This is a genomic window from Mesorhizobium escarrei (assembly GCF_935825525.1).
GTDB classification, from domain to species: Bacteria; Pseudomonadota; Alphaproteobacteria; order Rhizobiales; family Rhizobiaceae; genus Mesorhizobium; species Mesorhizobium escarrei.
Genome location: NZ_CAKXZT010000140.1, coordinates 1 through 18,945, shown reverse-complemented (window position 1 = coordinate 18,945; position 18,945 = coordinate 1). Strand labels below are relative to the sequence as shown.

At 57.4% G+C, this 18,945-nt stretch carries 15 protein-coding genes and 1 pseudogene; 11 read left to right on the top strand and 5 right to left on the bottom strand.

Annotated elements, in window-relative coordinates:
* Nucleotides 1-26: 26 nt before the first annotated feature.
* Nucleotides 27-1,088: a glycosyltransferase family 4 protein gene (locus NMG80_RS22155; protein WP_254020090.1), complete on the bottom strand. Its 1,062-nt coding sequence runs from the start codon at nucleotides 1,086-1,088 to the stop codon at nucleotides 27-29.
* Nucleotides 1,089-1,302: 214 nt separating this feature from the next.
* Here NMG80_RS22155 and NMG80_RS22150 point away from each other — a divergent pair, with 214 nt between their 5' ends.
* Nucleotides 1,303-1,605, top strand: coding sequence for a DUF982 domain-containing protein (locus NMG80_RS22150; RefSeq protein ID WP_254020089.1), 303 nt, complete (start codon nucleotides 1,303-1,305; stop codon nucleotides 1,603-1,605).
* A gap of 148 nt (nucleotides 1,606-1,753) precedes the next feature.
* Here the strand turns inward: NMG80_RS22150 and NMG80_RS22145 are convergent, their stop codons facing one another.
* The gene (locus NMG80_RS22145) at nucleotides 1,754-2,479 is read right to left on the bottom strand and encodes a helix-turn-helix transcriptional regulator (protein ID WP_254020088.1); all 726 of its coding nucleotides are present in this window, start codon (nucleotides 2,477-2,479) and stop codon (nucleotides 1,754-1,756) included.
* Nucleotides 2,480-2,769: 290 nt separating this feature from the next.
* Here NMG80_RS22145 and NMG80_RS22140 point away from each other — a divergent pair, with 290 nt between their 5' ends.
* Entirely contained in the window at nucleotides 2,770-4,485 is a 1,716-nt protein-coding gene (locus NMG80_RS22140; RefSeq protein ID WP_436798652.1) for a PAS domain S-box protein, read from the top strand.
* 68 nt (nucleotides 4,486-4,553) lie between these two features.
* Here NMG80_RS22140 and NMG80_RS22135 read toward each other — a convergent pair whose 3' ends face one another.
* Nucleotides 4,554-5,228 carry a LuxR C-terminal-related transcriptional regulator gene (locus NMG80_RS22135; protein WP_367185992.1) on the bottom strand — a complete coding sequence of 225 codons (675 nt, stop codon included), beginning with the start codon at nucleotides 5,226-5,228 and terminating at the stop codon, nucleotides 4,554-4,556.
* 566 nt (nucleotides 5,229-5,794) lie between these two features.
* On the opposite strand from NMG80_RS22135, the gene NMG80_RS22130 reads away from it, so the two are divergent.
* The 8 genes from NMG80_RS22130 to NMG80_RS22095 all read left to right on the top strand — a co-directional run bounded on the left by NMG80_RS22130 (nucleotide 5,795) and on the right by NMG80_RS22095 (nucleotide 14,381).
* Nucleotides 5,795-6,517, top strand: a complete 723-nt coding sequence (locus NMG80_RS22130; RefSeq protein ID WP_254020085.1) for a nucleotidyltransferase family protein — start codon at nucleotides 5,795-5,797, stop codon at nucleotides 6,515-6,517.
* Nucleotides 6,518-6,564: 47 nt separating this feature from the next.
* Nucleotides 6,565-7,701, top strand: coding sequence for a DegT/DnrJ/EryC1/StrS family aminotransferase (locus NMG80_RS22125; RefSeq protein WP_254020084.1), 1,137 nt, complete (start codon nucleotides 6,565-6,567; stop codon nucleotides 7,699-7,701).
* Nucleotides 7,698-8,393: a sugar transferase gene (locus NMG80_RS22120; protein ID WP_301943380.1), complete on the top strand. Its 696-nt coding sequence runs from the start codon at nucleotides 7,698-7,700 to the stop codon at nucleotides 8,391-8,393. The genes NMG80_RS22125 and NMG80_RS22120 overlap by 4 nt, the downstream gene beginning before the upstream one ends.
* A 70-nt stretch (nucleotides 8,394-8,463) precedes the next feature.
* Nucleotides 8,464-9,468, top strand: a complete 1,005-nt coding sequence (locus NMG80_RS22115; RefSeq protein ID WP_254020082.1) for an SDR family NAD(P)-dependent oxidoreductase — start codon at nucleotides 8,464-8,466, stop codon at nucleotides 9,466-9,468.
* Between the two features lie 752 nt (nucleotides 9,469-10,220).
* Nucleotides 10,221-11,414 (top strand): carboxylate--amine ligase, encoded by a 1,194-nt coding sequence (locus NMG80_RS22110; RefSeq protein WP_254020081.1) that lies wholly within the window; start codon nucleotides 10,221-10,223, stop codon nucleotides 11,412-11,414.
* The gene (locus tag NMG80_RS22105; RefSeq protein WP_254020080.1) at nucleotides 11,411-12,238 is read left to right on the top strand and encodes a metallophosphoesterase family protein; all 828 of its coding nucleotides are present in this window, start codon (nucleotides 11,411-11,413) and stop codon (nucleotides 12,236-12,238) included. The genes NMG80_RS22110 and NMG80_RS22105 overlap by 4 nt, the downstream gene beginning before the upstream one ends.
* 110 nt (nucleotides 12,239-12,348) lie before the next feature.
* A complete protein-coding gene (locus NMG80_RS22100) occupies nucleotides 12,349-13,416 on the top strand; it encodes a GNAT family N-acetyltransferase (RefSeq protein WP_254020079.1) in 1,068 nt (355 codons plus the stop codon).
* Between the two features lie 35 nt (nucleotides 13,417-13,451).
* Complete coding sequence (locus NMG80_RS22095; protein WP_254020078.1) at nucleotides 13,452-14,381, top strand: polysaccharide deacetylase family protein; 930 nt, start codon at nucleotides 13,452-13,454, stop codon at nucleotides 14,379-14,381.
* A 234-nt stretch (nucleotides 14,382-14,615) separates the two neighbouring features.
* Here the strand turns inward: NMG80_RS22095 and NMG80_RS22090 are convergent, their stop codons facing one another.
* Entirely contained in the window at nucleotides 14,616-15,431 is an 816-nt protein-coding gene (locus tag NMG80_RS22090) for a class I SAM-dependent methyltransferase (protein WP_254020077.1), read from the bottom strand.
* Between the two features lie 349 nt (nucleotides 15,432-15,780).
* Nucleotides 15,781-16,987 (bottom strand): annotated as a pseudogene (locus tag NMG80_RS22085) (IS1380 family transposase); the annotation flags it as partial.
* Between the two features lie 816 nt (nucleotides 16,988-17,803).
* On the opposite strand from NMG80_RS22085, the gene NMG80_RS22080 reads away from it, so the two are divergent.
* The coding region (locus NMG80_RS22080; RefSeq protein WP_254020076.1) for a right-handed parallel beta-helix repeat-containing protein at nucleotides 17,804-18,945 on the top strand (1,142 nt) is incomplete at its 3' end.

Genomic DNA, 18,945 nt, shown 5'->3' with positions numbered 1-18,945 from the left:
CGTTTCGTCCCCCGAGGTAATGCCGTTCACGACAGTCTTGCTTCGGCCGAGGCGCCGATCAGGCGCGCATAGGCGGAAACGTAGTCGCGGGTCATTCTTTTGGCAGAAAACCGCCTTTCGAAGACAGCCCGCACCTTCCGCCTGTCGAGCCGCAGCAAGTCGGGCACCGAGGCAACCGCCCGTTCCATGGAATCCACGATAAAACCGGTCACGCCTTGGTCGACGATTTCCGGCAAGGCGCCGCAGTTCCAGCCGATCACCGGCGTGCCGCAGGCCATCGCTTCTATGACGGCAAGACCGAACGGCTCCGGCCAGTCGATCGGGAATACGAGGCCGGCCGCCTTGCCGAGGAATTCCGCCTTTTTGTCTTCCTCGATCTCGCCGACATAGTCGACACGGTCACCATCAACCAGCGGCTCGACCATTTTGCGGAAATAAGCCCGGTCGTCGTCGCCGATCTTTGCTGCAAGCTTCAGTTTCAGCCCCGAGCGCAGCGCGATCTCGATGGCACGATCCGGACGCTTGTCGCGCGACATCCGGCCAAGGAAGGCGAGGTAGGGCTCCCCTGGGCTCGGCTCGAAAACCGGCTTGTAGAGTTCGGTCGGCAGCCCGTGGTGGATCGTCGCCAGCCAGTTGGCGTCGGCCAGCCCCGTCCTTTGGGTGCCGGACACGGAGATCATCGGAAAGCGCGGAAAACGCTTATAGGCCGGTGCCAGATCGACGTAGTCGAGCCTGCCATGCGGCGTCGTCACCGTCCTCTCATGGATGTGCTCGAAGAATGAAAAATGCAGGAAATGGCTGAGGTGGAAATGAATGATATCAAAGTCTTGAGATCGTTTCCTCACCTCGGAAAGCATCAAAAGGTGGGCGGCTGTCTCGGATTTCAGCGGGCTTTGGTCAAGACGCAGCGCACGCTCGCGACATGGCACTAATTCTGCCGAGGTCCTTGTATCGCCACTGGCGAACAAAGTTACGTCATGGCCTAGCTCGACCAATCCTTCAGTCAAATAGGAGACAATGCGCTCCGTGCCTCCATAGAGCCGAGGCGGCACGGATTCGTGGAGCGGCGCCACATGGGCTATTTTCATAGGCTGGCATTTCCCAGAAAGACATCGCTGATGTCGAAATGCACCACTCCACCGAACGTTCCGTGACGGCGAGAACTCGCGCGATGAGTGGCGATTCACCCAGCCGGCCCGCTGCCGTTTATCAAGGCAGTGGGCGTTTTTGCCGGGAACCAATTGGCTGGCCGTGAATTTAACTAGGTTCGATCGAACGCATCGCGATCGACGGGAGGAAAAGATGAATCGCCTGCAATTCTTTACGCCGGTGCGAATTGCGCGCGGGCATGGAAGACCTGCGGAAGAAATCGACAATGTCAGCGAAGCGATGACGTTTTTGCGCCACTGGCCGAAAGGTAGGCGCGGCCCGGTGTATCAATGCGCGCTGAATTGCTGCGCTGCGGCACTGGCAGGTCAGATGTCTGCCGAGGAAGCAAGAAAGGCTTTTGCGGGCTTTGCCCGGATCACCCGGCTCCTGGACGACGACATAGCGCTGCCGATACGCGGCGAAAAGATGGACAGCGCATACACGCCGAGGCGATAGACGCCAGCGCTTCCAGGTGCCGGTTTTACCGATCTGTCTCTGATGGCGACCGCGGGCCTCGCGCGATATCGTTGCCTTGCCCTAACGGGGCCACCAACCAGCTAATCGTCGACGCACCTCGGGCGCCTGGATCCAGGCCGACCCCAAATTATGGCAAGACCGAAATGCGCCCCAGAAGAGCCACCAATTCAGCCTGACGTCTCGTTTCGGTCTTGGCGAACAGCGAGGCAAGCTGGGAGCGGATCGTGGTGCGGCTGAGCCGCCAACTGCGGGCGATCTCCAAAGGCGCATCGCCCTGAGCCAAACGCAGAGCCAGGTGCGTTTCCGCGCTCGTCAAACCAAACATCCTTTGCAGTGTCTGGGGATTTGGCCCCGACCTGTTCACACGGCCAAGCAATGCCACGATGCTCGTTCCGTCGGGGGCGATAAGACCGTTCTCTTTCAGTACCACCGGCCTGTCACCTGTGCTGCGGATCACCACCCAAGAAAGGGAGCCCGGCAGGAAAGGCGCCGGAACATTTGCGACCAGCCGTCTTAGGGCTGCCGAAAGCTCACTGGCTGTATCAGCCGCTTCACCTTTGTGTTCCAGCGTGGGGCGCTCCAGCGTGGTTAGAGCGGCTGCGTTCCATTCGATTACTTTTCTGTCGCGGTTCAGTACGAGATAACCACAGCCGAGGCGATCAAGCATGCCGGTGACGGATTCCAGGCTGCGTCTCTTTGGTTCGTCGCCCCCTGTCTCGGGCCGATCCGATGCACGAGCTGAAGGATAAGCATATGAGGGCCGCGTCACCTGCGCGTCAGGGTTATACTTGGCTCCTGTCGTGATGTACCGGCTGGCCGCAACAGCATCACTGTATCTATCGATCATAGTCATTTTTCAACCTCCCCAAAGGTCCCATCAACCCGTAAAATTTGTTCGGGATTTGCGAATAGTCTTCTTGCATAGGGCTCGCAAAAAAAGCGCTCCCTACTATTTTGAGACTCGTTATATTCTGATGAGTTCTGACTAATTCTTCGCTCTCCCCGCCTAATAAAATGCGCGCTGTGATAGTGGTATGGCAATCCCGCAGTCGTACTAGGTTGTACGTTTTTTGCTCTAGTCTCGACGGCCTAGTCGAAAGGTTGTAGTCTATGCCTATGAACTCGCCGTCGCGCAGGTCGGATTTGAACCCATCAGGCAGACTGCTAACTCACATTGCCTCCGCATCGGTACTGGCTGCTACACTGATATTTGAAACAAAAGCGTCAGTATATATCGGAGAAGGGTCGAGTTTCCTGGAGTTTATTCCAGCTATTATTATCATTTCCTACCTTGAAGACCGTGGGCCTGCGCTTGCGGCGACGGTCCTGATGGTGGCTGCCGGCTTATGGACACGAAGCACCCTGCATGGTCAGATCTCCGGCGAAGACTGGGCGCGCGCCATTCTGCTTCTGATTTCCGGTGGCGTGATTGCCATGACATTCCATCGGCTGCGGCAGGACGTCCGTGAGCTTCTGGAGGTAGCCGAAGCCAGACTCGCTGCCGTCGAAGCAACCGAAAGCCGCTATCGTTGGGCTTTCGAACGCGCCGCCATGGGGTTCGCAAACACCAACGAGAAAGGTGAGCTGCTGCAATCCAACAGACGCCTCAGCGAGATGACAGGCTACGATGAGGACGAGCTTGCCCAATTGCAACTGGAGACACTCGTCCATCCGGACGACCGTGATGCCTTGGCGCAATTGCTTGCTCGCCTGGGCAAAGACTCTGCTTCGTTCGCTTCGGAGGTGCGTCTTTTAAGAAAGAACGGCACGGCATTCTGGTCGCGGCTAACGCTGTCTTTGTCCGTGCCCGACGGGGTTCTCTCAGAGACCATTTTCGTGGTGGTCGACGATATCTCGGAACGACGAGCCGTGCACGAAGCGCTTCGGGCTCAGAAGGAGTGGCTGGATCTCGCTTTGTCGGCTGGACGCCTGGCCACGTGGCGGATCGACCTTAAAGACGGCATCGTCACCGGCTCGGGCACGTTCTGGGACATTCTCGGACTGCCCCCGGCCGGTAGCCGCCGGTTGGAGGAACTGTCAGCCGTCGTTCATCCGGCGGACTGGCCAAAGCTGGCTGTGTCGAGAAAGCTCGCACCGGTCACGAACTACGACGTCGAGATTCGCGTTCGACGACCGGATGGACATATCCGCTGGGTTGCTCTGCGCGGAAGGGAAGAGAAATACGATGATCGTCTACAGCGGCTCGGCGTGGCAGCCGACCTGACCGAGCGACGGCAAACCACGCTGCTGCGTGCTGCGGCAAAGAAGCGGGAGCGCATTATGCTCGAGCAACGCCACAGGTTCATCAACCTATTCCCGGTGATCACGGCACTGGTGAACATGGTCAATGTTCCCGAGAACAATGTCGCCAGGTACAAGGAGACGCTCATCGACAGGATTCGTTCGCTCGAGGCAACGCATCTGCTCCTTTCGGGCAACAGCAGCGGGTCGGGGATGCTCCACGATCTCGTTGTTCAGGAGTTGCAACCGTATATGGGGACGCGCGACATATCAGTCAGCGGTCCATCGGTTACGATGTCGGGAGGCGCCGCCGAGAGCTTTGCGATGATTGTTCACGAGCTTGCGACCAATTCCTTGAAACATGGAGCGCTTGGCGATTCAAAAGGCCGGGTCGAGGTAAATTGGACGTTCGCATCGGAGGATGCGGGCAGTGACATCGTGTTCGATTGGGTGGAATCGGGGCGGCGGCGGCCTTCAAAAGTTGTCCGCCATGGTTTCGGTTCAATGATAATCGGAGTGGATGGGGCGCCGCTTGTCGGTCACTCTCCCAAGCTGGAAATGACGGATCACGGGCTGCGATATTCGCTGCGGCTGTCGCGCAAGGAAATCGGCCCTTGACGCCAGCGGGCCAAGATCGGAAGCGTTTAACAGCGCCCCTTGCGTATCAAAAGAACGTGGCGCTCTAACTAACTAACATCCCTGGTTAACCAGGTCTTCAGCATAACGGCAGCCTCTGTCCGATTCCGCACCCCAAGCTCGCGCAGAACTGCAGCGGCATGGATTTTCGTCGTCGCTTCGGCGATCTCCAGATCGCGCGCAATTTCCTTGTTCGAATACCCTTCCGCCATCAGCTTGAGGACCTCCTTCTGCCTCGAGGTCAGCCTGCCAAGATTGCCAGAGGTGGCACGTCGGTGTAGGGCATGCTCGGAGGGAGCAGGTGCGTGAGTTGTTTGCGCAGCGCCAGGGCGCGACAGAAGTGCAGGGACGTAGATGCGGCCCGAGAGGATTTCGTTGACGGCCATAACGACCTCCTCGTCTCTTTGCGACTTTACGATATAGCCGTGAAGTCCGATCGACAGGGCCGTGAGTATCTCCGAGCGTGAATCGTTCCCGGAAACGATTGCAAACCGTGTATCCGGATAAGCTGACAGAATGCCGCTGAGCACTTCCTGATTGAACAATCCCGGCATGTTCAGATCCAGGATCGCAAGATCAACGGACGCCTGTTCCGCCAGCAGACTGAGCACGGCATCGAAACACGACGCCTCAAATATCTCTACACCTGGAATGCCTGCGGTCAGTGCCAACCGCAAGCCACGACGATACAAGCCGTGATCGTCGGCGATGACGATTCGATACATTGAACTACCCCAACCAATCCTGGAATGATTGAACGGTGACGGCCTGAAAGTCGTGGCCGACCACTCGTCGAACATCCAGTCAACACCCACGATGCCCCAACACCGGCAAGCGTCAGAATGCTAATATAATCCTAAATAATGAGAAACGCTCCTCTTATTTTTAACCCTGCGAACGGAACCCGCTGACCTGTCGAATTATCCGTTCTCAACCTCCGCGACCCGTGTCCCACAGATCGAGCCTCGCGTTCGCCGGGTTGTCGTAGGTCGTTCCGACAATTGATGGATACCTGGCTCATTCGTAAGCACTCATTCGGGTCTTTGTCGGGCTTATGGCGGATCGGCCAAGAATTGAACACCGAAGCTCTCCGAGCCTGCCTCTGCGACAGGCGCGAGCGTTGTCGATCAGCACGGCTATTGAATACCAGAATGTCTGAATCGCTACCATTCGAATGTACGACGACATCCCCTCGACGGCCACATACCATCCAACTGCAATGTCCGGATCAGGGCTCGGATGCTGCGCCGTAGCGACGGGCGTTCAGTTCGAGTGAACATGGGAGGACCAGATGAAAGCAGTGATTCAATGTGGTGGAATGGGGACACGCCTTCGCCCCTTCACATTGGTCTTGCCGAAACCGCTTATGCCGATCGGTGCCCGACCGGTTCTTGAGATGCTTCTGAAATGGCTGCGACGCAATGGCATCCAAGAGGTCTACATCACAACCGGGTATCTCGGCCATTTGATCCGCACCGTGTGCGGAGATGGCTCGCAGTGGAACCTGAAAATTCGATACACGCAAGAGATGGAGCCGCTCGGCACGATCGGACCACTCTCCTTGATCAGAGATGAGCTGACAGAACCATTCATTGTTCTCAACGGCGATGTCCTTACCGATCTAAGCCTCAGTCGATTTGTGGCAGCGCACCGCAAGCACACCGATCCGATGACGATCGCCACAGTCTGCCGCCTGATCAAGATGGACTTCGGCGTGATAGACGAAGTCGACAATACCGTGCAGGTCTTTCGCGAGAAACCGACGCTTTCGCACCTGGTCAGCATGGGAATCTACTGCATGAATCCAGACGTTCTGCAGTTTATTCCATCGGGCATACCCTTCGGGTTCGACGACCTGATGCTGCAGATGATGCAGAACGGTACAACCGTCCACGTGTACAAGCATGATGGTCTCTGGCTCGATATCGGGCGTGTCGACGATTTCCAGAACGCGCAAGCCATTTCCTGGGAAGACCAGTCGGCCTCGATCGAGGTCACTGCTACGGCCGCATGACGAGATCACGAGGCCGGTCCCGTAGTCCAACAGTCTAGGAGGTTGTGATGCTCTTGGTCAGTGCCCCTATTTTGGGTGTGCCCGAGAAGGCAGCTTTGTCCAAGGTCATCGATAGCGGCTGGCTGACCATGGGAGAGCAGGTGAGGGCCTTTGAAGAGGCTTTTGCCAACATGCATGGGGCGCAGGACTGCGTCGCGGTCAATTCTTGCACTGCAGCGCTTCATCTCATTCTACATGCACTCGGTATCGGACCAGGCGACGAAGTGCTGGTCCCGTCGATGACCTTCGTGGCGACCACAAACGCGGTTCTTTACGTCGGTGCCACTCCGGTCTTTGTCGACATCGAGTCGGCCGACGTGCCGTTGATGTCGATCGTGGAAGCTGAAGCACGGTGCACCGCGCGCACCAAGGCAGTCATTCTCGTCCATTTCGCCGGCTATCTCGCCAATCGCGATGAATGGCAGAAGTTCGCCCGTGCCCGAGGGCTGCAGATCATCGAAGATGCAGCGCATGCGCCCGGCCTGAAGGAGGTGGGTACATTTGGTGCCGCGGCCGCCTTCAGCTTCTATGGCAACAAGAACATGACTACGGCGGAAGGTGGAGCCGTGATTGCCCGAGATCCCAAGCTGCTTGAGACAATCCGCCAGGCCCGTGGGCACGGCATGACCACTGGGACACATCAGAGGCTGAACAGTCGCACGCCGCAGTATGATGTCACCATGCTGGGGTTCAACTATCGCATGGATGAAATGCGCGCTGCAATTGGACTGGTTCAGCTGCAGAATTTGCAGGAGTGGAACGAGATCAGGCGTATTCTGGTCATGCTATATCGACGTCTGATCGCAAAACATTGCCCGGCCGTCACAGTCCCGTTCCACGCGCCGCGGACGTCCGCCTATCATATCTTGCCTGTCCTTCTGCCACGTTACACTGACAGGCAACACGTAATCGATGAATTGCGCAGGCAAGGAATACAAACCACCATCCATTATCCGCCGGTGCACCAGATGACGCTCTATCGCGAGCTTTTTCCCGGCACTCATTTGCCGCGAACGGAGGACTTTGCCCAACGTGAGCTCACGGTGCCACTGCATCCCCAGATCACCGCGCCGATGGTCGAATCAGTGGCGGCCGCTCTTGGCGCTGCGGTCAACAGTTGCGCCCAGGCAGGAACAGCAGCATGAATGCTTTGGATTTATCCATTCATGGATCTGTTGTCTCAAGCGCCACCCATGGGTTTGCGAGACGAGCAATTGATCTCGTGATCGCTACAGCCGCCGCCATAGTCTTCGCTCCGCTGATGCTGGTGATCGCTCTGGCGCTCTTACTGGATGGCGGCCGGCCTATTTTCTTTACGCAGACCCGTGTGGGTGCCGGTGGGCGGCCGTTCCGCATGTACAAGTTCCGCAAATTCGCCGTGCGATGCGATCCCGATGGCTTGGCGCTGACCATGGCCGGCGACTGCCGCCTGACGACAATAGGTCGGTTTCTCGCCCTGACCAAGTTCGATGAGCTCCCGCAGCTCTGGAATGTCTTCAGAGGCGAGATGGCAATTGTCGGGCCGCGACCGGAGAGCCTTGTCTTCGCCGATTGTTTCCGCGGTGGCTTTGAGGCCGTTCTGCGATACAAGCCGGGCTTGTTGGGTCCGGCCCAGGTTCTCTTCCGGCATGAGGCCAACTTCTATCCGCGATCCGCCGATCCGCTACTGTTCTACCGCGAGGTTCTGTTTCCTGCCAAGGCCAGGATCGACCTTTCCTACTATCCGCAGCGGACGATCGGCGCTGACATCATGTGGATGATGCGAAGCTTTCTGGCGGTCGTCGGCCTGGTTTCGCCGCCGCCAATCGACCCGGGCTCGCCGCCGATCGGCATGTGAGAGCAGCTTGGCACGGCCGCGCTCTGTTGGATTTGCAAGGCGCTTCACGTCATAGGGGAAACGCTTAGTCATGAACTACAGGGGTAGGAAAGTTCTGGTCACTGGTGCTGATGGGTTCATCGGGTCGCATCTCACCGAAGCGCTCGTCCGTAGTGGGGCGGATGTCACGGCGCTGGCCCTCTACAATTCCTTCGACAGCCTTGGTTGGCTGGATGATTTGCCGGACACCGTTCGAAGCCAGCTGAACCTCGTCCGCGGCGACGTTCGCGACAGCGCGTTCCTGAGCCGGATCATGCGTGGCCAGGCCGTTGTGTTTCATCTCGCCGCACTCATCGCGATTCCACATTCATACGCGGCCGCCCAGTCCTATGTAGAGACCAACATCCTCGGTACAGTGAACGTCCTCGAAGCGGCGCGCCAATGGGAGACGGAGCGTGTGGTGCACACCTCGACCAGCGAGGTCTATGGCACCGCACAGATCATGCCTATCCGCGAATCCCATCCGCTACAGGGCCAGTCACCATATTCGGCATCCAAGATCGGCGCGGACATGATGGCACAGTCCTATGCCAGGTCGTTCGACGTCCCCGTCGTGATTTTGCGGCCGTTCAATACCTATGGCCCACGCCAGAGTGAGCGGGCCATCGTGCCGACCATCATACGGCAAGCTCTCGACAAAAATTGCCCGGCGATCATGGTCGGGGACACAAGCCCGATCCGCGACCTTACTTTTGTGGAAGACACTGCGGCGGCATTCATGACCGCAGGTTCGGCCGAGCTCGAATACGGCCATGCCTACAATGCCGGAAGCCAGTGCGCTGTGACGGTTTCGGACGTATTGGATCTGGTGCTCGAGTTGAGCGGATCCAAAAAACCGGTCCACCGCGACGAACGCCGTTTGCGGCCGCAGAACTCCGAGGTTCGTGCGTTGCTGGCCGATTCTTCGCAACTCGAGACCAAGACAGGATGGCGGGCGCAGGCCAGCCTGCGCGAAGGATTGCAGCGAACCATCGGATGGTGGCAGGCACGCCTCAGCGAAGGCCGCGTACGTCGCGAAGTGGGTTATATGACATGACCTTGTACCAGCGTGCATCGGCTCAGCCGTTAATTGCTGTTGCTAAATCGTTGGATTTTCCCGCGGGCGGAAGCCGGCAAAGCAGCGAGCAGACACAATTTGCCGCGCCGGTGAATGATGGATTTGCCCGACTATCTGCGCCCGACGACCCGGATGGGACGTCGGCTCATCCGGATCGTCGGGCGACATATGCACAGGAAGTGATCGCGCTGCGCAGCGACGGCAGCGGGGACGTCCGACGCATCGCACATACGAGAAGCACTCAATTACACTATCGAAGCGACAGTCATACCGCTGCGGGCAGCAATCAAGTGAGGAGCGCAGCGTCAATCAGGATGAGAATGCCGGCGGCTTGAGACGGGCAGGGGGGCGTAGCCCGACCGGAGTTTCAAGCCGCCGGCGGCGTTCCTTTCGGAGCGTTTGTCTGGTGTTCGCGGCCGACCGGGTAGTGCCGGTGGTTTTTCCGTTTGGAGGAATCATTTTGTGCCCGGCCGCCACGTAACCGACGACGACCGTCGTGATGGCAGCCTGAACGATGGAAGTGGCAAGTAGGACTGGCAACTCATGAGTGGACTTTCACGTTCCCTGAACGGCCCGATATTGAGCTGGAGCGCCATGATGTGCACCTGTACCTGTAAAGATCGGCCTTTTCGCACGATATTGAGGCCTGGCTACCTTGGCCGCCTCGGCGCTGCTCAAATAAGATTTGAATGCATCGCGCTCGCCCTCCGCGGTGGACAGGAGGAGCTCCTGTGAATCGCAAGTCGGTCGTCAGCCCCATGGCTTGTGTCATGGGCGATATGAACTTGGTCCGGCCCCTCGGACTTGCCGGCGTTTCTTGCGCGGTTGTCGCGCCGGCCGGCGACCCGACCACCTATTCGCGGTTCGTCCGGGTGGTTCTCCCCTGGGAAGGCTTCTCAAAGAACCTCGACGGGCTGGCGGATATGTTGCTGCGCTTCGGCACTGCACAGCAGGAGCCCCCCGTCCTTTTCTTCGAAGAGGATTCCCATCTGCTGTTCGTGTCGCGATACCGCGAGCGACTGGGGCAGGCCTTCCGTTTCATCCTGCCCGAAGTGCCGCTGGTGGAAGAGCTCGTCGACAAGGCCCGGTTCCAAATCTTGGCCGAACGCCTGAGCCTTCCCGTTCCGGCATCGCGAAGGATTCGCCCATGTCCAGGCTCGGCGCCCGTTTCCCTTGATCTGCGCTTTCCGGTCGTCATCAAGCCGCTCAGGCGCCGATCACCTTGGGACAAGATAGGCAGTGCCAAGGCAATCGAGGTCGCCACAGAGAAAGCGCTACGAGAGCTGTGGCCCCGTCTGGCCAACAACGAGATGGACCTTCTCGTCCAGGAGATGATACCGGGGCCCGAAAGCCGCATCGAAAGCTATCATGTCTATGTTGATCATCGGGGCGAAATTGCCGGCGAATTTACGGGGCGGAAAATACGAACTTATCCGCAGTCATGTGGTCACAGCACGGCCTTGGAGACTACGGATGCGGCCGATGTCGCGTCGCTGGGCCGCACCCTGGTTCAGAAGCTGGATCTACGCGGCGTCGCCAAGTTCGATTTTAAACGGGATCCAGACGGTGCGCTTCACCTTCTGGAAGTCAACCCGCGCTTCAATCTTTGGCATGTCCTGGGTGCACGCGCAGGTGTCAACATACCAGCGCTGGTCTATGCGGATCTAACTGGCCAACCCCGCCCGCTTCCTGCGAAAGCCCATCCGGGTGTCCGATGGTGCACTCTCCCCAGCGATTTTATTGCTGCCCGCTCCGTCGGGGTATCTCTGCGGTCGTGGTTGCCTTGGGTGATCCGCTGCGAGACGATTTCGCATATCAACTGGGATGATCCGGTCCTGCTGCAAGTTGTGTGGCATCGGGGCATCTCGAGCGCTAGCAAACGACTTTCTCATCTTGTGCAATCCGCGACACGGAGGGCAGCATGAGGTTGGCGATCATCTCTGATGTTCACTCCAATCTCGAGGCACTCCAGGCGACGCTCGACGACATCTCTACGCAAGGGGCGGACCGTATCATATGCCTTGGCGATATCGTCGGCTACAATACAGACCCGGCAGAGTGCATAGCCCTGCTACAAAAATGCGGAGTTGCTTGCATTGCTGGAAATCACGACAGGGCGGTCTGCGGACAGATCACCACCGACGATTTCGGTTTTGTCGGCGCTCGCGCGATCCTTTGGACACGCCGGCGACTCGGCTCGGAAGCGGTATCATTTCTTGCCGGACTGCCTCTCAAGGCCGAGATTAGCGATGAGTTGATTGCGGTTCATGGTGCGCTGCACCCGGAGAAAAATTGTGAAACCGTTCGATTGGACAATGACGAACGGCGCCGACAAAGCTTCGAGGCACTGATGGATCACCCCGCTGGCATCCGGATCTGTGCCTTCGGACACACACACCGCCTTGGCGTCTTCGAATGGCAGGACTCCATGCCACGACAACTTCCCGGCGACGAGATCAACCTCAAGGAGGGTGCCTACTACCTCGTCAATCCGGGATCGGTCGGGGAATCGCGAACCTCAGATCCACGCGCCACCTATCTAGTTCTGGATACCGCACGCCAAGCCATCGAGGTAAAGCGCGTGTCGTATGACTGGTCTGTTTCATTGGCAAAAAAGCGGCAAGCGGGTCTGTTGCCGCCCTTGGCTGCTCTCCCCAAGCCGCTCCGGGTAGCGCTGAGACGATGTCTTGTTGTTCTCGGCCTCTATGACGCCGTAAGGCGAAAGTGGCCGGTAAGAAGCCTCAAATAGAATATGGCGCTTGAGGTGTTCAAATTTCACCTATTCTTTTCACATGACGCCAAAAATTTCAGTTTTCAAGACCTTAGACCTATCGTATCATGTAACTGGAGGTATGCGGGATGGGCGGGATGAAACTGATAAGGGAGGTCTATACCGGCGTAGATTGGCCGCTCCTCGATTCTTTCAGCGACCGAACTTTTTCGCAGCGAAAGGCATGGATTGATTTCGTTTGCGAGACCCAGGCCGGGGATCCGGTTGTGGCCCGAATTGAAGACGCCGGCGTGACAGTTGGATTTTTTGTAGGCGTCATCGTCCGGCGGATGGGTTTTCAAATACTAGGAAGTCCATTCCCAGGCTGGACGACCCCGTATATGGGATTCAATCTGCGGCACGACGTGTCCAGAGCCGATGCGGTCGACGCGCTCATCCGCTACGCATTTTGTGAACTGGGCTGCCACCATCTGGAAATTTCAGATCCTTATCTGACCGGGGAGCACTTCAGAGACGTCAGAGTCAAGGCGCAGCTCGTCCGTACTTTTCGATCGAACCTTCTGATGACAGAGGACGAGCTTTTCGCCCGTATGGACGGAGGAGGATGCCGGAGCTGCATTAGGAAAGCTGCCAGGTCCGGAGTCGTTATCGAGGAAGCCGCGCCGGATGGATTTGCAGCAGAGTACTTCACTCAGTTGGAAGACGTCTTCGATAAGCAGAATATGCGGCCAACATACGGCATGAATCGCGTGGAGGCTCTTATCAGACACGTCTACCCGACCGGAGACTTACTTCTCTTGCGCGCGCGTGATTCAGATGGGCGGAGCATTGCCACAGGTATATTCGCTGGATTTAACGATATTTCCTATTTTTGGGGAAACGCCAGCCTTCGTGAGTACCAGATCGTGCGGCCGAATGAGGCCATGCTTTGGTATGCGATGAAGTATTGGAAGCGCCGTGGCGTGCATTGGTACTACTGGGGCGGCGACGGCGCTTACAAGAAAAAATATGGTGGTGATACAGTAATTTACCAGCAGTTTAGAGCATCCGGGAGCATTGTAACATCTATGCTTCGAGATGCCGGGAGAATGTTGTACTACGCGCCCGGTGGTTGGAATCGCCGGATCTTTAATTTGAGATCACGGGCCGATCCTTCGATCGCACGTCGAGACGGGTTTCATGCCATGATTAAGTAGTGGCCGACGGGTTCGAGGGCGTAAGGTAGGCTCGAATGGAAAAGTTATGCTGGCCAGATGGCAAGTCCTTCGTGTTCACGGTGTTTGACGACACTGACCTTGCAGTCCCTGGCAATTTTGAGAAGGTTTATGAGTGCCTGCGCGACTATGGCCTTCATACTACGAAATCTGTTTGGCCAATTCGCGGATCCCAAAACTCCAAGATAGGCGGAGCTACCTGTGAGGATCCGGCTTATCTGGCGTATATCCGTGAACTTCGCCGCGATGGATTTGAGATAGGCTTTCACGGCGCAACCTACCACAGCTCAGAGCGACCCGATATCGCGCATAGCCTTGAACGCTTCCGCGAGTTGTTTGGCAGCTACCCTCGAACCATGGCTAATCACGCGAGCTCCGCCGAGAACATCTATTGGGGAGATGCTCGGCTGAGCGGGATCAGGAGGCAAGCATATAAGCTTCTTCATCTGAAAAGACTCCATTTCTACGGTCATTGCGAAGAAAGTCCTTACTTTTGGGGAGATCTCTGCCGCGATCGTATAGATTATGTACGCAATTTCATTACCGGGGATATTAACACGATGAAGACCTATCCTCGTATGCCATATTACGATCCCGAGAGGCCCTTTGTGAAACAATGGTTCTCATCATCTGAGGGGCCGAAAGTCGATTCGTTTGTTCGTACCATTTCGGAAGCAAACCAAGATCGCCTTGAAGCTGAGGGCGGTGCCTGCATCATGTATACGCATTTCGCAGCGGGTTTCCAGGACACGAACGGAAATCTCAATCGGCGGTTCAGGGAACTCATAAAGCGTCTTGCCTCGAAGAATGGCTGGTTCGTGCCGGTAGCGACGTTCCTCGATTATGTTCGGCAGCAGCGTGGCGAGCACGTCATAGACTCTACGGAACGTGCAAGGATGGAGCGCCAGTGGATCAAGCACAAGATCCAGACTGGCGGATCATCGTAGTAGACCACCTCAGCCATTTTGGCTAGGTCGCTGGACAAACCTGATCCAGTGTCTGATGGTGGCGGGTTGCTCACGAAGCGGCCCTTGAAGCTTGTTGCGCGGCCTGGCCGGCTGACAAGAAGCCAGTAGCGGTTGAATTAGCGCAGATGCGAGATTGTCCGCGAACGCCTTGATACTTTGAATTGAATAGCGTCTGGATTATTAGGGATTGCTTACATGATGTGTCATTGCCGCTTAGGTCGTAGACTTAGGTTTCTCAAAAATCAGCACATTACCCCCCGCCGGGCCTGGGCTCCGAATATAGCGGAACCATAGTCCGTTAAAGAGATGGATAGGCACATCGAACCCCCGAGGTGCCTTTACGTAGGCTTCGGTGAACTGCCCTGCGATGCGCCGACGGAGTACAAGCTTTGCCGCTGCAAACTCGCTTACCAGCCATGAGATATCGACCTCTCTGGTAAGCAACGTGCCAGACGTTCGCTCCTGCCAGTACTCGAAGCCCTCGGGCGCGCGCCGCGGAGGCGTGCGTTTCCGCAATTTCCTGAGCGTCCGAAGTGCAAGTGACTGTATGGAGGCGCTGTTGTTCTCTGCGACAACCAGTGTGCCTCCCGGTTTCAGGACCCGGCTTAGCTCCGCCACTGCAGCCTTCAAGTCTGGTATATGCATCAATACCCCCCAGCAGAGGATGTTGTTTTGCGAGCCTTCGGCAACACTCAGGTTGGTTATGTCTTCTCGTACTATTGTTATTTTGCCCTCTAATCCTGAAGCTCGCACGTTTTGCCGAGCCCTCTCCAAGATAGGCGGCGAAAAATCGCATGCCAATACCTTGAACCCCCGCTTGGCAAGCCTTATTGCGTGAAACCCAGGACCACAACCAACATCGAGTACGCCGCTCCCCGATGCAACCAACTCCGCCGCGATAAAGTCGAAAGCAAGTTCGTAGAACCGCTCATTAGCCTTCGTGTGGTACGCCCTCTTCCACTCCTCATGCACCTCAAGCTTAGAAAGGTACTCGGAGACGGCTTCAGTCTTCTCATGAGTTTGTCCCATTGTCCGCTCCCTGATAGTGCTTTAGCTCTGCGCAATACGGGCCACTCGGTAGCCCGTTAGCCCAAGTACAAGTTAGGTTCAATTGCCTCTAGCACTAGCTCCAACCCCGGGGTTTTACGGAGGGGCTGTATTTAAATCGACATTTACCGGATGACCCCCTGATTTTCTGGCGGAACACTATCCCACATGGCCGCCCCAGGCAATATGAGCGCGGTGCGGGAGGTTTTTCGCCTTGATTGGCCGCCCATCGGCCCGAGCGAGCCTTCCGAGGCTGGTGATTGCGCCGATTCTCGTGATAAATGCACACCTCTCCCGTGGTTCTTGCTGGAGCTCATGACAACCGGACGCGTCACGCCGGCGCTGGATCGGGCGGCGGCCGCAGTTCGGCGATCAGCGCAGGATTTCGGAAAACAGGCCCCTCGGCACCGCGACCTCAGCCAACTGGAACGTGACGTAGCGGCCGTGCGTGACGATCCTGGCGCCGATCTTGATCAGCTTCTCCTCCAGGCTGGTCAGCGACCATTGCTTGACCGACTCCGGCAGAGCCAGCGTGCGCATGAAGTTATCGAGAATGAAGGCGAGCGCATGAAGCTGAAGCCGCACGGCATTGTTCTGGAATTTCCGGCATGACAGCCGGGTCCATTGAATCGCGTTCTTGCCTTCCTTGATGTGCTGCTCGGCCGTGCCGCGATGATTGTAGAAGGCGACCACGCGTTTGGCCGGGCGGCTCAGGTTGGTGACGATGAAGCCAACGGTCGGATAGGGCTGGCTTGGTGCCATTCGACCTTGGCGACGACGCGGCGCTTCCTGTCCCATGATCCTGCCCGATAGCTGAAGTTGGCATAGGTGCGAACCACATGATTGGGTGGGCGGCCGACAGGTCGCGTCAGCAGATAGGCGATGCTTTGCTGAAGGATCACGTTGGCCTTGAGACGGATCGTATACTTGTAGCCCTCGGCCTCCAGAAACTCATAGATGTCCGGTGCAGCGAACGCGGCATCGCCTCGAAAATAGCGGCGTAGGTCCCGTTCCCGGTAACGCTCAACTACGGGGTCCAGAACGCCGCGCCAGCCGTCAGCGCTGTGAACGTTGCCCGGACGAAGTTCGCTGCGTTCCAGATCGCCGAACTGGTTGAACACGAACAGCGGATGATAGCAGGTGCAGGCAAAGTGCTCATTGTAGGCGGCACCTTCCTGATCGGGCTGACGCTGGAATCCATGTCGAGCACGATGGCCTTGGCGGATGCCGGGCGTGCACCCGGTCAATCCATTGCCCTGACAGATCAGCCAGTACGGCGAGGTTCTGGTCGCCGGCAAGGAACTCGATGCCGCTGCTCTTGCAACGGCGTGGCCGCCGACAATCCATCGCATCGCCGGGTCACGTCCCAGGCGGTCGGCGTCGTTCACGTCCTCGTAGCCACCCAGGCGACCGAAGACGGATTGGCGAAGCAATCCTGTCATCTCGTGCTGGCGGCTCTTGCCGGTGCGCGGATCGACGAGCTCGTCGCCAACCATGTCCGTCAATCCGAGCGCGTCATCGAGCTCACGGTAGGCAAGGGGAGAACAACGGTATTCGGGCGGGTTCACGACACCAGGTCCTCCCGAAGCGAGGTCCCGTTGCCGGGACGATGGATAAGGTCAGACCGCAACAGCCTGCGTGGCATCGCGATTACGCGTCACTAGATTGGTCGGCCTTATCCTCTTTAAACTCCATCAGGTGGCGGTCGCGCACCGACCCCCTGCAACTGGACGACGCAAAAAGGGATTGACCTATCGAGGCCCATTACAGAAGCCAGCTGTTGAAGAAGTATCCCGCGTCGCTTTGAGTATGGTCTCGTCGCCGTGTGATAGGCGAAGGTGATCTCGATCGAGCCGTCGTCGAGCAATTCGGCATGGCCATCGCCTGTGACTTCGTCCATTTCGTCACATCTGCCCCGAGGCCAGGGTCTTCGAGTGACCTATGGCTAAGTGTGAGCTTTCAACAGGTTGACCTTTCCTGGCCCGGCTTTACGAGCCGCGTAGAGGCGGTGAGTACGGAGCCTGCGACTCTGGCGCCCGCGCGACCGGGCCGTTGCAAATGTAGCCTCCTAAGCTGCGAGAACTCCGGAATGACACGCGATCTGCGTCGCGTTGCTGAATTCGGACTTGTCCGCTGGTGCCTGGCAGCCGCTCGAGGTGCCCTCCCATGGAGATGACACGCCTCTTCGACTTTCTGTGGAATTTCGGGGGCTGAACAAAGTCTTGTCGCATTAGGCGTCCAATCAGCCCTCGCACTCTCAAAGAATCGAATCAATAACAATGCGTCTTTGGGGAAAATGCAACTAAACTCTCAGTTGAAATCTGAGATTAAATACACTTATAAGGAGAGACAGAATGGCGTCTTACTATGTGTCCCCCGATGGATCAAACAATGCTACTGGTCTGTTGGAAGCACCGTTCGCATCGCTTCAGCATGCGCACGATATCGCAAAGCCCGGCGATACGATCTATATGCGCGGAGGTGTCTATAAGCTCACATCTGGAGTGCAGCTCACCAATGACGGCACGAGTGGCAATCCGATCACAGTGACAAACTACCAGGATGAGGTACCCATCCTGGACGGCTCGTTGACGAGCGGCGGCAACGTGGTCGACATGAACAGCGTGTCTTGGAACCACATCAAGGGCCTTGAGATCAAGAATGGCGCTGCAGGTGGCCTCGCGATCCAAGGGGAATCGCATAACAATATAATCGAGATGCTGGACGTCCATCACAACGGATGGAATTCCCAGTGGGAGGGAAAGGGCATTTCGCTTTTCGGTGCCGGCTCGAACAACCTGCTTCTCAATAACGACTCACACCACAACCAAGATCTGAATCGCGACAACGCGGACGGCTTCGCCATCGGGTCCACCACAGGCACGGGCAACGTCCTGAGGGGCAATAAAGCGTGGGCCAACTCGGACGATGGCTTCGATTTCTTCAACGCGCAAAACAACACGGATGCTGGGTCCTATGTCATCGAGGGCAACTGGGCCTTTGACAATGGCTACGCCAATGATGGCAGCGCGGGTGGTGATGGATATGGCTTCAAGCTGGGCGGCGCTCGCCAGGGTACGACCAGCACCTCCGGTGGCCATACCGTAAGCGATAACGTCGCGTGGGGGAATCGTTCGGTCGGTTTTTCCGCGGAGTCCTCCGATCCAGTGACGCTCGAGAACAATACCGCGTACAACAACGGCCTATATAACTATGGATTTTGGGCAGGGGAGCATACCTTCCGCAACAATCTTTCGGCCGGAACCGGAAAAGTGGAAGCGTACGGATCGACCGAAGGCAATTCCTGGACGATGCCTGTAACGGTGGACTCCAGCGATTTTGTGTCGTTGGACGACAGTACGGCGCGGGGGGACCGTGCAGCCGACGGTTCACTCCCGACCACGCAATTCCTTCATCTCGCGAACGGGAGTGATCTGGCCAGTCTGGGCGCTTTCCAGACGGCCGCGCCGTCCCCGGTGTCAGACACCCCGTCCAC